Origin of the sequence: Nocardioides marinus (assembly GCF_013408145.1) — a bacterium.
Lineage (GTDB): Bacteria > Actinomycetota > Actinomycetes > Propionibacteriales > Nocardioidaceae > Nocardioides > Nocardioides marinus.
Genome location: NZ_JACBZI010000001.1, coordinates 2,675,550 through 2,687,254 on the forward strand (window position 1 = coordinate 2,675,550; position 11,705 = coordinate 2,687,254).

Below are 11,705 nucleotides of genomic sequence, written 5' to 3' on the forward strand. Positions count from 1 at the left end.
GGACAACCTGCACAGTGAGGGGCGAGCGCATGGACGACCTGGACGTCAGGTTGATCGACCTGTTCACCGCCGAGCCGCGGGTGGGGGTGCTGGAGGCGTCGCGCCGCCTGGGCGTGGCGCGCGGGACGGTGCAGGCGCGCCTGGACCGGCTCGCCGACCGCGGGATCGTGACCGGCTGGGGCCCCGACCTCTCGCCCGAGGCGCTCGGCCACCCGGTGACGGCGTTCCTGACCCTGGAGATCCGTCAGGCCGCCGCCGAGGGCGGCGAGCGTGGCCACGACGTGGTGGGCACCCACCTCGCCGGTATCCCCGAGGTCCTCGAGGTGCACACCATCACCGGCGCCGGCGACCTGCTGGCCCGCGTCGTCGCCCGCTCCAACGACGACCTGCAGCGCGTCATCGACCGGGTCCTGGCCCACGCCCTGATCACGCGCTCCTCGACCGTCATCGCGCTCGCCACCCAGGTGCCTTACCGGGTGCTGCCGCTGGCGCGGGCGAGCGTGGGATCGGGATAGTCCGCATGAAATCTCACCCTTACTGATGGCGGACTCGAGTGGTCGAAGCGACACCGAGGAGATGGTGTCGTGGCACGAAGGACGTATGACCCGTTGGTGGTCGAGGAGTACGTGGGGCTCATCGCACAGGGCGTGGGTTACACCGACGCCAACTCGCGGTTGGGAGTGTCGTTCGGTCCGGGGCTGCGGTGGTGGACCAAGTTCGCTCCCATGGACTTTCCCAAGGGCTCGTTCCATCGCGGCCGTCCTGGTGGTCTGCGTGGCTCGCCAGCACCAGCTACCCCGGGCACGGTGGTCGAGCCTGTTCGTCGACCACTGAGTGAGGCCGACCGGGCTGTGATGGCGGCGTGCCGGTCCAAGGGCATGTCGCTGCGTGAGATCGGGACACTGATCGGGCGTCACCACTCGGTGGTCGGCCGCGAACTGGACCGCAACGCCGGCCCGTCCGGGGACTATCACCCCAAGGTCGCGCACCGTGCCGCGCACGAACGACGACGCCGCCCCAAGACGTTCAAGCTCGCCGTGAACCCCCGGCTGTGTCGTGCGATCGAGGGCTGGATGGGTGATGGGTGGTCCCCTCAGCTGATCGCGGCGGTGCTGCGTGAGGAGCCCGGGCGGTCGAAGATGGACCGCGTGAGCCACGAGACGATCTACCAGGCGCTCTACGTCCAGGGCCGCGGCAGTCTGCGTCGTGACCTGGCCAAAGACCTCTCCACCGGCCGTATCGCCCGTAAACCCCGCGGCAGTGTCGATGCACGCGGCACGAGCCTGTACCGGGAGGCGTTCAAGATCTCCCAGCGCCCTGCTGAGGTCGAGGATCGTGCGGTACCCGGTCACTGGGAAGGTGACCTGGTCATCGGCGCCGGCAGCACCTCAGCGGTCGGGACGCTGGTCGAGCGGACCACCAGGTTCGTGATGCTGCTGCACCTGCCCGGTCGTCACGACGCCGACTCCGTGGCCGCAGAGATGATCAACCAGATGAGCAAGCTGCCCGAACACCTACGGCAGTCGCTGACCTGGGACCGCGGGACCGAGCTGGCCCGCTACCGCGAGATCACCATGAAGCTCGACATGCCGGTCTACTTCTGCGACCCCCACTCGCCCTGGCAACGCGGCTCGAACGAGAACACCAACCGGCTCCTGCGGCACTGGCTGACCAAGGGCACCGACCTCTCCCGGTTCACCGCCCAAGACCTCGACGTCATCGCCGCCAAGCTCAACGCACGACCCCGCCCTACCCTGGAGATGAAGACCCCAGCCCAAGCGCTGGCAGAACTGCTCGCCAACCAGGCAGCAGCATGAGCGTCACTTAGACCGCTGGACGCCGCCGATCAGTAAGGGTGAGATCTGATGCGGACTATTCCGCGACCCCCGCCGTCCCTGTCGATGCCAGCAGCGCGGCCACCTCGTCGGCGGCGGCGACGACCTGGGGGGCCACCACGGACTCGTCGAGCACGCCGAGGGTGACGATGCCGACGGAGGCTTCGAGGCCGCCGACGTCGCGGACGGGGGCGGCGAGGCCGCGGGCACCGGTCTGCAGCTCCCCCGTCGTCGTGACGTACGCCGGAGCCCGACCGCCGGCGGATCGCCCGAGCAGCACGGCCTTGCCGGCCGCGCCCTGGGCGAGCGGGTGGCGGGTGCCGACGCGGTAGGAGACGTGGAAGTCGGTCCACGACGGCTCGACGACCGCGAGGGCCAGCGCCTCGGCGCCCTCCACGACGGTCAGGTGCGCGGTGCAGCCCACCTTCTCGGCCAGTCGGCGCAGCACCGGCTGGGCGAGGTCGCGCAGCACCGGCTGGACCGCCCCGGCCAGGTGCAGGATGCCCAGGCCGATGTGCAGGCGCCCCTTGACGTCGCGGCGCAGCAGCGCGTGCTGCTCCAGGGTGCTGACCAGCCGGTAGACGACGGTGCGGTTGACCTCGAGCCGGGCGGCGAGCTCGGTGACGGTGAGCCCGCCGGGTGAGCCGGCCAGCACCTCGAGCACGCGCAGGCCGCGGTCGAGGGTCTGGGAGGTCTCGGCGGACATGAGCCGCAGTCTAGGGATGCGGCGTGTCCGGGAGGTTTCTCAGGCGGGGAAGATCATGCAGCTCGACGTGGCGTGGGCGACCAGCTTGCCGGCCTCGTCGACGAGCTGGGCCTCGGCGAGCGCCGTCCGCCGACCGCGGGAGACCACGCGCCCGACCGCCCGGAGGCGACCCGAGGCCTCGGTGGCGGGCCGCAGGAACTTCACCGTCAGGTCGAGGGAGGTGTAGCCCTCCCCCGGCGCCAGGGTCGAGTGGACCGAGCAGGCCGCGGCGGTGTCCAGCAACGTGGAGAGCACGCCCCCGTGGACGGTGCCGAGCGGGTTGTAGTGCCGCCGCTCGGGCACCAGCTCGACGGAGATGGAGCCGAGCTCGCCGCCGAAGTTGACCATCCCCAGTGTCTCGGCGATCGGCGCCGGCGGGAGCAGACCGTCGCTCATGGCCTGGAGCTGCTCCATCCCGCTCATCGAGGCGAGGTCGGGCATCTGGGTCTCGGTCATGGACCCAGCATCGGTGGCGCGAGTTGGGTCTGTCAACGAGACTCAGCGTCGCTACGCTGTGGGCATGCCCACATCCCCCGTCCACCCCACGAGCCCGCCGGCGATGGCGTGGAGCACCGACAACTGCACCGTCGGCCGCACGATGGCTATCCTGGGCGAGCGGTGGACGGTGGTCGTCCTGCGCGAGGTCTTCAACGGCGTACGCCGCTTCGACGACATCCGGCGCCACAGCGGCATCCCCCGCCAGGTCCTGAGCAACCGGCTCGCCTCGCTGGTCGACGAGGGCATCCTGCGTCGCGAGCCGTACCGCCCCGAGGGTGGCGGCCGCACCCGCCACGAGTACCGGCCCACTGCCAAGGGCCTGGACCTCTACCTCGTGATGGTGGCCGTGGCCGAGTGGGGCGACCGCTACCTCGCCGACCCCGAGGGACCGCCGGTGGAGTTCGTCCATCGCGACTGCGGCGAGCAGGTGCACCCCGTCGTCGAGTGCGCCGCCGGCCACCGGGTCGAGCGCCCCCGCGACGTCGTCAGCCGGCCCGGTCCGGGCGCCAAGCCGTTCGCGGGGTAGGGGTCTCGGCGAGGGGCGGTCTCGACGCCCGCTCGACCACCGCAGGACCGGTGGTCTCGACGCCCGCTCGTCGCTGGCGCTCCTCGCTGCTCGACCACCACACCGGACCCACTCGACCAGCCGAGGCCGCGGATCAGGAGGTCTTGCGGGTCGCCCAGTCGCGGACCCGGTCGATCCGGGCGCGCAGCTGGTCGGCGTTGGCGACGGCGGCCGCCGGGCCGCCGCACTCCTTGCGCAGCGCGGCGTGGGTGACGCCGTGGGGCTGGCCGGTGCGATGGAACCACGCCCCGACGAGGCCGTTGAGCTCACGTCGCAGCACGGCGAGCTGCTCGTGGGTCGCGGTCTCCTGGACCGTCTCCCGGGCGGGCTCGGCGGCGGCGTCCGCGCCGGGCGCCGCACGCTTCGACGACTTCGCGCGGTCGGCCTGCCGCTGGCGCAGCAGGTCGCGCATCTGGTCGGGCTCGAGCAGGCCGGGGATGCCGAGGAAGTCCATCTCCTCCTCCGAGCCGACCTGCACCTCGCCCTCGTGCCCGAAGGTCGCACCGTCGTAGAGCACGTGGTCGAAGCGCGCCTCCGAGCCGATCGCCTCGAAGGTGCCGAGCAGGTCGTCGGAGGCGCCGTCGGCGGCGTTGGCCGCGGCGAGCAGGTCGTTCTCGGCGGCGAAGATGTCGTCCTCGTCCTGCACCTTCCTGCCCAGGACGTGGTCGCGCTGGACCTCCATCTCGGAGGCGAAGCCGAGCAGGTTGGGCACCGAGGGCAGGAAGACCGACGCGACCTCGCCCCGGTTGCGGGCGCGGACGAAGCGGCCGACGGCCTGGGCGAAGAACAGCGGCGTCGAGGTCGTGGTCGCCCAGACCCCGACGGCCAGCCGCGGCACGTCGACGCCCTCGGAGACCATCCGCACCGCGACCATCCAGCGCGAGGTGTCCTCGGCGAAGGCACTGATCTTCTTCGAGGCGGCCTTCTCGTCCGACAGCACGACGGTCGCCGCCTCGCCGCTGACCTGGCGCAGGATCTTGGCGTACGCGCGGGCGGAGTCCTGGTCGGTGGCGATCACCAGTCCCCCGGCGTCCGGGACGTGGCGGCGCACCTCGGAGAGCCGCTTGTCGGCCGCCGCCAGGACCGACGGGATCCACGAGCCGGTCGGGTCGAGCGCGGTGCGCAGCGCCTGGTTGGTGAGGTCCTTGGTGAGCGGCTCGCCGAGCCGGGCGGCGACCTCGTCGCCGGCCCGGGTGCGCCAGCTCATCTCCCCGGAGTAGGCCAGGAACAGCACCGGGCGCACCACGTGGTCGGCCAGTGCGTGGGAGTAGCCGTAGGTGTAGTCGGCCGCCGAGCGCGGGATGCCGTCGGGCCCGGGCTCGTAGGTGACGAACGGGATCGGGTTGACGTCGGAGCGGAACGGTGTGCCGGTCAGGCACAGCCGGCGGGCGGCGGGCTCGAACGCCTCCCGCACGCCCTCGCCCCACGACAGCGCGTCGCCGGCGTGGTGGACCTCGTCGAGGATCACCAGCGTCTTGAACCGCTCGGTGCGGATGCGCATCGCCAGCGGGTTGACCGCGACGCCGGCGTAGGTCACCGCGACGCCGACGAAGTCGCCGGAGGTACGGCCCTTGCCGGCCGAGAAGGTCGGGTCGATCGGGATGCCGGCGCGGGCGGCCGCCTCGGCCCACTGCAGCTTGAGGTGCTCGGTGGGCGCGACCACGATGACGCGGTCGATCAGCCGGCGCCCCAGCAGCTCGGAGGCCACGGACAGGGCGAAGGTCGTCTTGCCGGCGCCCGGCGTCGCGACGGCGAGGAAGTCACGCGGCAGGTCGGCGAAGTACCTCTCCATCGCCGCCTGCTGCCACGCGCGCAGCGACGGCGCGGTGCCCCACGCGGCCCGGTGCGGGAAGGCCGGGGTGAGGGCAGGCGTGAGCGAGGGCCCCGACTCGTCGTCGGGCCGCGACGCGGCGCTCACGCGTCGGAGCCGCTGTCGTCGTTCAGGGACTCCCAGACCTCTTTGCAGTCCGGGCAGACGGGGTACTTCTCCGGGGTGCGGCTGGGCACCCAGACCTTGCCGCACAGGGCCACGACCGGCGTGCCCATGACCATCGCCTCGGTGAGCTTGTCCTTGTCGACGTAGTGGCTGAACCGCTCGTGGTCGCCCTCGTCGGTCGGGACGGTACGACGGTCCTGCTCGACCCGCTCGTCGAGGGCCGTGCCGCTGCCGAATCCGAATCCACTCACGGGGCGTGACTCTACGTGAGTCGGCGCGTCAGTTCAGGTCCGGATCGGCCGGACGTGTGGAGTGCCACGCCAGCTCGCCCGGCTGGCGGCGCAGCACGTCGCGCGCGAGGTCGACCGCGTCCTCGCGGCACAGGTCGCCGGCCTCCGCGGGGACGACGTACCAGGCGCCCTCGTCGATCTCGTCCTCCAGCTGCCCGGCGCCCCAGCCGGCGTAGCCCGCGAAGATGCGCACGGCGGCCAGCCGGCCCGCCAGCGCGTCGACGGGCACGTCGAGGTCGACCAGGCCGAAGGGCCCGGCGACCGGACGGAAGCCGGCCTCGGGCACGACCACGCCGTCCTCGAGCAGCGCCACGGCCAGCGCCCCCTCCGTGCTGACCGGCCCGCCCTGGAAGAGCACCTCGGGCTCGGCGACGATCGCGCCCCAGTCCGGGAGGACCTCCTCCACCGGGACCGGGGTGGGGCGGTTGAGCACCACCCCGATGGCGCCCTCGTCGTCGGCGTCGAGCAGCAGCACGACGGTGTCGGCGAAGTTCGGGTCGAGCAGCGTGGGGGCGGCGACCAGGAGCATGCCCGGGGCCGGAGGGAGCCCGCCTGCCGTCGTACCGCTCATGGCCCCATGATGCGGCACGACCCCGACCCGACGCGGGGAGGGTGCGGCCACGGGGGCCGCGAGGGAGGGAGCGTCGGGCGGGGTCGTGCCGGGTCGGTGGAGCCGGGCCTCAGGCGGCGAAGGCAGCCCGCACGGCCCGCAGGCGGCCGAGGATGCTGGCGTGCAGGCCGGTGTGGCCGGTCGGCTCGTCGGGCACCGGGGCGAGGACCCAGCCGGCCCGGGCCTTCTCCTCGATGCGTGCGCCGACGGCGGCGGCACCGGAGTCGTGGGCGCTGGCCTGCCCGGCCATCACGGCCAGCAGGATGCGCTCCTTGGCGGTGGCCTTGTCCATCGCGGCGGCCATCTGCTCGTCGAGGGGCTCGGCACGGTGGTGGTCGACGATCGCCCGGATGCCGGGCAGCTCGGCAGCGGTGGCGCGCCAGGCGTCGACGACGGCGGCCTCGAAGGCCATCGGGCGGGCCATCAGCTCGCGCTCGATGCGCCCGGCGAGCCGGGTGTGCCAGCGCAGCTGCAGGGCGCCGAGCAGGTTCAGCTCGTCGCCGAAGGACTCGGCGACGCCGTCGAGGTCCCACGGGAGCAGGCCGTCCCGACGGGCGTCGGCGGTGGCGATCACGGTGCGGAGGATCTCTCCACGGTTGCGGTACGAGGTCCAGGTCATGGGGAGGTGTGCCCTTCTCATCGGTACAGCTCGGTCGCGGCATTCGCATACCGCGAGTACGTACCGAGAGTACGGAGACATACTGACGGTATGCAAACACCTGGGGGTGGTCGCACAGGTGATCCCGCACACCCGACCGTCGGCGCCTGCGACGCGGCGTGACGGACACCTCCCGGCCACTGAGACGCAGGTCACTAGACTGCCGGTATGCCCAGGTCGAGCGTGTCCAAGCTGGTGCCCAAGGTGCCCGGGGTGTCCGGCGTCCCCGGCGCGACCCTGCGCCAGCAGTACTCCGCCTCGACCAAGCGCGGGCTGGTCGACGTCGCCGAGGAGCTCTTCACCGAGCACGGCTACGCCGCCACCTCGCTGGACGCGATCGTCAGCGGCGCCCGGGTGACCAAGGGCGCGCTCTACCACCACTTCAGCGGCAAGCAGGCGCTCTTCGAGGCCGTCTTCGAGCGGGTGGAGTCCGATGCGTCCCGTGCGATCCAGAAGGCGCTCAAGGGCAAGAAGGACCCTTGGGAGAAGGCCCGCGCCGGCCTCGAGGCGTTCCTCGCCGTGGTCCAGGAGCCGCGCTACCGGCGCATCGTGGTGCAGGAGGGCCCCTCGGTGCTCGGCTACGAGCGCTTCCGTGAGCAGGAGGAGCGCTCGACCTTCGCCAACGTGGTCGACATCGTCCGCGCCGTGCTCAGCGCCGGCACGTGGGAGCTCGACGAGCCGATGATCCAGACCTTCGCGCGGATCTTCTTCGGGGCCATGTCGGCCGCCGGTGAGTCCGTGGCCTCCGCCGACGACGCGATCGTCGCCGCCACCCGCGTCGAGGCCGCCATCGGCTTCATCATCGCCGGCTTCCAGTCCCTCGCCGACGCCGGCGTCCCCCTGCCCGACCCTGGCGCCGCGATCCTCGAGGTCCCCACCGCCGTCGACGAGTAGGGGTCGGGCGGACCGCGTGAGGTTCATCGGCGGGCCGCTGGACCTTGCAGCTCACCGCTGCACCTCCAGCGGCGCTGCGTGAGGTTCATCGGCGGGCCGATGAACCTTCGAGCTCACCGCTGAACCTCACGCGGCTCAGCCGACGGTGACCGAGCCGGTCGCCTCGGGGACCAGCTCGATCCAGGTGTTGCCGGCGGGCACCCGCAGCGTGCCGAACCGGTTGCGCAGCTCGATGGGGGCGTTCAGCCCGGCCTTGGTCCAGGTGCCGGTGATGGCCCGCCCGCCGTGCAGCAGCAACGCCTGGCCGCGCCCCTCGAGGAAGGTCTCCGGCACCGGGTTGCCGGCGGGGTCCTTGTAACCGGCGTCGCCGACCCTCACCCGCAGGACCAGCACCGAGTCAGCGAGGAACTGGTCGTCGGCGGCGGCGTAGGTGTTGACGTTGCGGTAGCGACCGTTCTCGAAGGTCCAGGTCGTGGTGTGCCCGTAGGAGAAGCGCGCCTGCAGGTCACGCCCGGGCTTGCCCTTGGGCAGGTCGGCGGCGTCGCCCCACGGCAGGTAGTCGTCGGGACGGGTCGCGGCACGCTTGACCAGCGTCGCGGTCTCGGCGAGGTCGGTCATCAGGTTGTACGGCGCGGAGCGGGAGGAGTCCCGGAAGAACCCCTTGGCCCCCTCCCCGAAGAACCGGATCCCGGCCTCCTGGATCCGCCGGATCGTGATGGGGGCGGCGCCGCTGGTGACGACCGCGGCGTCGACAGGCGAGACGATGCCGATGTCGCTGGCGCGCATCGAGCGCACCGGTCCGACGGTGCCGGGGATGTCGGAGTAGAAGAACGCCGCCAGCCGGGTCAGTCCGCCCTCGACCAGCTCCTCCACGACCAGGTCGGCGCTGCCGAGGCCGCGCTGCGGGGCGCTGGAGGAGGTGTTGTCCATCTTCAGCACCATCACCGGGTGCCGGGCCGCCGCCGACCGGCCGCCCTTGACGGGCAGACCGGTCAGCGGCCAGGTCTCCGGCGCGACCTGCTCGCCCTTGGTGACCTGCTGCGTGGGGGCCGTCGACGGCGCGGCCTCCGGGGCCGGCCCGTCACCGTCTCCGCTGCAGGCGCCCAGGACGAGCGAGGCGGTGAGCAGCGCGGCGGTGGCCGCGCCTGCCCGGCGACGGTGACGGATCGGCACGGCAGGTCCTCCAGAGGTGGTGCGGGTCGTGCGGGGTGGTGCTGGGTCGAGCGAGGGTCGCTCAGACGCCGAGGCTGATGCCGCCGTCGACGTACAGGGTCTGGCCGGTGATGTACGACGACTCGTCGGAGGCCAGGAACGTCACCGCGGCGGCGATGTCCTCGGGGAAGCCGACCCGCTTGACCGGGTTGGCGTCCGCGTTCATCTTCCGGAACTCCTCGACGTCGAGCTTGAGGCGCGCCGCGGTGGCGTCGGTCATCTCGGTGGCGATGAAGCCGGGGGCGACGGCGTTGGCGTTGATGCCGAAGGGGCCGAGCTCGATGCCGAGGGTGCGGGTGAAGCCCTGCACGCCCATCTTCGCCGCGGAGTAGTTGGCCTGGCCGCGATTGCCCAGCGCCGAGGTCGAGGAGATGTTGACGACCTTGCCGTAGCGCTGCTCGACGAAGTGCTTCTGCGCGGCCTTGGTCATGAGGAACGCGCCCTTGAGGTGGACGCCCATGACCATGTCCCAGTCCTGCTCGGTCATCTTGAACAGCAGGTTGTCGCGGGTGATGCCGGCGTTGTTGACCAGCACGTGCAGGCCGCCGAGCTCGCTGACGACCCGCTCGACGGCGGCGTCGACGCTCTCGGGGTTGCTGACGTCGCAGCCCACGCCCACGGACTTCGCGCCGTCGACCAGCGACAGCTTGCCGGCGGCCTCGGCGGCAGCGGCCTCGTCGAGGTCGATGATCGCGACCGAGGCGCCCTCCTCGGCGAAGCGGTTGGCGGTGCCGAAGCCGATGCCGCGCGCGGCTCCGGTGACGATGACGACGCGACCGTCGAAACGACCCATGGTGGTGGTGCTCCTTCGTGGAGGGGACTGTGGAGGCCCGGCGGGGCCTCCAGCACCTTAGACGGGCCGCCTGAGGACGCCGTCGGGAGTCCGGCCACGCACGGTCCGACCCGGAGAACGACGTTCTGCAGGTTGAGGGGCCCGAATCCCTGCAGAACGTCGTGGTCCGCTGGTGTGGGCGGCCTGGTCAGGCCAGCGCGGCGCGGAGGCGCTCGGCGTACGCCGCCCGCTCGCCGTCGGCGTACTTCTGCCGGGGCCAGAAGAAGCCGCGCAGGCCGTCGCCCTTCGTGCGGGGCACGACGTGGAGGTGCAGGTGGGGCACGGACTGGCTGACGGTGTTGTTGATCGCCACGAAGGAGCCCTGCGCGCCGAGCTCGTCGACCACGGCGGTGGCGATGCGCTGCGCGGCGGCCAGGAAGGGGTCGCGCAGGTCGGCCGGCAGCTCGGGCAGGGTCACCACGTGCTCGCGCGGGACCAGGAGCACGTGGCCCTTGAAGACCGGCCGCTGGTCGAGGAAGGCGAGGAGCGCGTCGGTCTCGAGGACCACGTCGGCCGGCACGTCACCGGCAACGATGGAGCAGAAGACGCACCCCTCGCCCGCCATCGGGTGGCTCAGCCGTTCCCGCCGGCGCGGAAGGCCAGCCAGGCGTCGCTCATCCGGTCGGCCTGACCGGCGGTGAACATGTCCATGCAGTCGTCGACGGTGTAGTCCATGAAGTTGTGGACCGGGTCGAGGCCTGGGGTCGGGCAGGAGTCGGCGCCCTCGGGGCAGCCGAACTGCGGGTAGGCCTCGCGCGGGGTGTCGGCGACGCCGTCGCCCGACGCCGAGCAGGCACCGGCGAAGGTGTGCTCGAGCATCAGCCAGTGGCCGACCTCGTGGACCAGGGTGTCGCCCTCGGCGTAGGGGTCGACGGTGCCGCCGGGCATCGACTCGTCGAGGACCACGACGCCGTCGATGTAGTCGCGGCCGTTGTTGTAGCCCTTGGGGAAGTAGGCCCAGCCCAGGAGCCCGCCGCCGATGTCGGCGACGTAGACGTTGAGCGTCTCGGAGTCGCCCTCGTGCAGCGCGGCCTTCATGTCCTTCTCGCTCTTGCCGGGGGTGACCTGCGCCCACTCGGCGTCGACGGTCCACGTGGTGTGGTCGAGCGCGAAGCGGAACGGGGTGTCGGCCGCGAACGGCGAGGTCGCCCCGGAGTAGGCGTCGTTGAGCACCTGCATCTGGTCGGTGATCATCTGCTCGGTGCGCTCCCGGTCCGCCGCGCTCGGCGCCTCGGCGGTGAGCACGTGGAAGACGGTGTCGATCTCGACCGAGCCCACGGGCAGGGTGGGCTCGTCGGGGAGCACGCCGTACTTCTTGGCGTCCTTCTTGGCGTAGAGCGCCGGCTCGGCCGCGGCGGCGCCCGGCTTCTCGCGCGCCGCCGAGGGTGCGTCTTCGCACTCGGCCGCGGCCGGGGACGCGAGGAGCGCCGAGCCGGCGTCGTCGACGGGGACGGCCGTCGCGGGCGAGCCGATGGCGAGGGCGCCCAGGGCGAGGGAGCCGACGGCGGCGGCCAGGGTGGCGGCCAGCGGGGCGGTCCGCGTGGGGCGGGTGCTGCGCACGTGCATGTGGAGGGTCCTCCCGAGACAGGCGCCGGCCGGGGCGCCGGCGCCCCGGCAACCTAACCCGGGG

At 72.3% G+C, this 11,705-nt stretch carries 14 protein-coding genes; 4 read left to right on the plus strand and 10 right to left on the minus strand.

Annotated features, from left to right (window positions below; all coding sequences use genetic code 11):
* The first annotated feature begins 29 nt into the window (after window positions 1–29).
* Window positions 30–515 carry an Lrp/AsnC family transcriptional regulator gene (locus tag BKA05_RS12690; protein WP_179531749.1) on the plus strand — a complete coding sequence of 162 codons (486 nt, stop codon included), beginning with the start codon at window positions 30–32 and terminating at the stop codon, window positions 513–515.
* A 69-nt stretch (window positions 516–584) separates the two neighbouring features.
* On the plus strand, window positions 585–1,817 hold the full coding sequence (locus tag BKA05_RS12695) for an IS30 family transposase (protein ID WP_179531750.1): 1,233 nt from the start codon (window positions 585–587) through the stop codon (window positions 1,815–1,817).
* Between the two features lie 55 nt (window positions 1,818–1,872).
* Here the strand turns inward: BKA05_RS12695 and BKA05_RS12700 are convergent, their stop codons facing one another.
* A complete protein-coding gene (locus BKA05_RS12700) occupies window positions 1,873–2,541 on the minus strand; it encodes an IclR family transcriptional regulator (protein ID WP_179531751.1) in 669 nt (222 codons plus the stop codon).
* A 39-nt stretch (window positions 2,542–2,580) separates the two neighbouring features.
* Window positions 2,581–3,036 carry a PaaI family thioesterase gene (locus tag BKA05_RS12705; protein WP_179531752.1) on the minus strand — a complete coding sequence of 152 codons (456 nt, stop codon included), beginning with the start codon at window positions 3,034–3,036 and terminating at the stop codon, window positions 2,581–2,583.
* Window positions 3,037–3,100: 64 nt separating this feature from the next.
* Between BKA05_RS12705 and BKA05_RS12710 the strand changes: the two genes are divergently transcribed.
* Entirely contained in the window at window positions 3,101–3,604 is a 504-nt protein-coding gene (locus tag BKA05_RS12710) for a winged helix-turn-helix transcriptional regulator (RefSeq protein WP_218842401.1), read from the plus strand.
* Between the two features lie 133 nt (window positions 3,605–3,737).
* Here the strand turns inward: BKA05_RS12710 and BKA05_RS12715 are convergent, their stop codons facing one another.
* The 4 genes from BKA05_RS12715 to BKA05_RS12730 form a co-directional block, all read right to left on the minus strand.
* The gene (locus tag BKA05_RS12715; RefSeq protein WP_246290274.1) at window positions 3,738–5,435 is read right to left on the minus strand and encodes a DEAD/DEAH box helicase; all 1,698 of its coding nucleotides are present in this window, start codon (window positions 5,433–5,435) and stop codon (window positions 3,738–3,740) included.
* A gap of 122 nt (window positions 5,436–5,557) precedes the next feature.
* Window positions 5,558–5,830: a DUF3039 domain-containing protein gene (locus tag BKA05_RS12720; protein WP_179531754.1), complete on the minus strand. Its 273-nt coding sequence runs from the start codon at window positions 5,828–5,830 to the stop codon at window positions 5,558–5,560.
* Between the two features lie 28 nt (window positions 5,831–5,858).
* Window positions 5,859–6,440 (minus strand): YqgE/AlgH family protein, encoded by a 582-nt coding sequence (locus BKA05_RS12725; RefSeq protein ID WP_179531755.1) that lies wholly within the window; start codon window positions 6,438–6,440, stop codon window positions 5,859–5,861.
* Between the two features lie 109 nt (window positions 6,441–6,549).
* The gene (locus BKA05_RS12730; RefSeq protein ID WP_179531756.1) at window positions 6,550–7,098 is read right to left on the minus strand and encodes a hypothetical protein; all 549 of its coding nucleotides are present in this window, start codon (window positions 7,096–7,098) and stop codon (window positions 6,550–6,552) included.
* A 207-nt stretch (window positions 7,099–7,305) separates the two neighbouring features.
* On the opposite strand from BKA05_RS12730, the gene BKA05_RS12735 reads away from it, so the two are divergent.
* Window positions 7,306–8,031, plus strand: a complete 726-nt coding sequence (locus BKA05_RS12735; protein WP_179531757.1) for a TetR/AcrR family transcriptional regulator — start codon at window positions 7,306–7,308, stop codon at window positions 8,029–8,031.
* A gap of 135 nt (window positions 8,032–8,166) precedes the next feature.
* Here BKA05_RS12735 and BKA05_RS12740 read toward each other — a convergent pair whose 3' ends face one another.
* The 4 genes from BKA05_RS12740 to BKA05_RS19750 all read right to left on the minus strand — a co-directional run bounded on the left by BKA05_RS12740 (window position 8,167) and on the right by BKA05_RS19750 (window position 11,641).
* Entirely contained in the window at window positions 8,167–9,204 is a 1,038-nt protein-coding gene (locus tag BKA05_RS12740) for a DUF3048 domain-containing protein (RefSeq protein ID WP_179531758.1), read from the minus strand.
* 61 nt (window positions 9,205–9,265) lie between these two features.
* Window positions 9,266–10,036, minus strand: a complete 771-nt coding sequence (locus BKA05_RS12745) for an SDR family NAD(P)-dependent oxidoreductase (RefSeq protein WP_179531759.1) — start codon at window positions 10,034–10,036, stop codon at window positions 9,266–9,268.
* A 187-nt stretch (window positions 10,037–10,223) separates the two neighbouring features.
* Entirely contained in the window at window positions 10,224–10,640 is a 417-nt protein-coding gene (locus BKA05_RS12750) for an HIT family protein (protein ID WP_179531760.1), read from the minus strand.
* A gap of 8 nt (window positions 10,641–10,648) precedes the next feature.
* Entirely contained in the window at window positions 10,649–11,641 is a 993-nt protein-coding gene (locus tag BKA05_RS19750) for a zinc metalloprotease (protein WP_179531761.1), read from the minus strand.
* Window positions 11,642–11,705 lie beyond the last annotated feature (64 nt).

Excerpts from the sequence above, each read along its gene's own strand:
- BKA05_RS12690 (WP_179531749.1), top strand. The coding sequence starts at position 30 with ATGGACGACCTGGACGTCAGGTTGATCGACCTGTTCACCGCCGAGCCG.
- BKA05_RS12700 (WP_179531751.1), bottom strand. The coding sequence starts at position 2,541 with ATGTCCGCCGAGACCTCCCAGACCCTCGACCGCGGCCTGCGCGTGCTC.
- BKA05_RS12705 (WP_179531752.1), bottom strand. The coding sequence starts at position 3,036 with ATGACCGAGACCCAGATGCCCGACCTCGCCTCGATGAGCGGGATGGAG.
- BKA05_RS12710 (WP_218842401.1), top strand. The coding sequence starts at position 3,101 with ATGCCCACATCCCCCGTCCACCCCACGAGCCCGCCGGCGATGGCGTGG.
- BKA05_RS12715 (WP_246290274.1), bottom strand. The coding sequence starts at position 5,435 with ATGGAGAGGTACTTCGCCGACCTGCCGCGTGACTTCCTCGCCGTCGCG.
- BKA05_RS12725 (WP_179531755.1), bottom strand. The coding sequence starts at position 6,440 with ATGAGCGGTACGACGGCAGGCGGGCTCCCTCCGGCCCCGGGCATGCTC.
- BKA05_RS12730 (WP_179531756.1), bottom strand. The coding sequence starts at position 7,098 with ATGACCTGGACCTCGTACCGCAACCGTGGAGAGATCCTCCGCACCGTG.
- BKA05_RS12735 (WP_179531757.1), top strand. The coding sequence starts at position 7,306 with ATGCCCAGGTCGAGCGTGTCCAAGCTGGTGCCCAAGGTGCCCGGGGTG.
- BKA05_RS12745 (WP_179531759.1), bottom strand. The coding sequence starts at position 10,036 with ATGGGTCGTTTCGACGGTCGCGTCGTCATCGTCACCGGAGCCGCGCGC.
- BKA05_RS12750 (WP_179531760.1), bottom strand. The coding sequence starts at position 10,640 with ATGGCGGGCGAGGGGTGCGTCTTCTGCTCCATCGTTGCCGGTGACGTG.
- BKA05_RS19750 (WP_179531761.1), bottom strand. The coding sequence starts at position 11,641 with ATGCACGTGCGCAGCACCCGCCCCACGCGGACCGCCCCGCTGGCCGCC.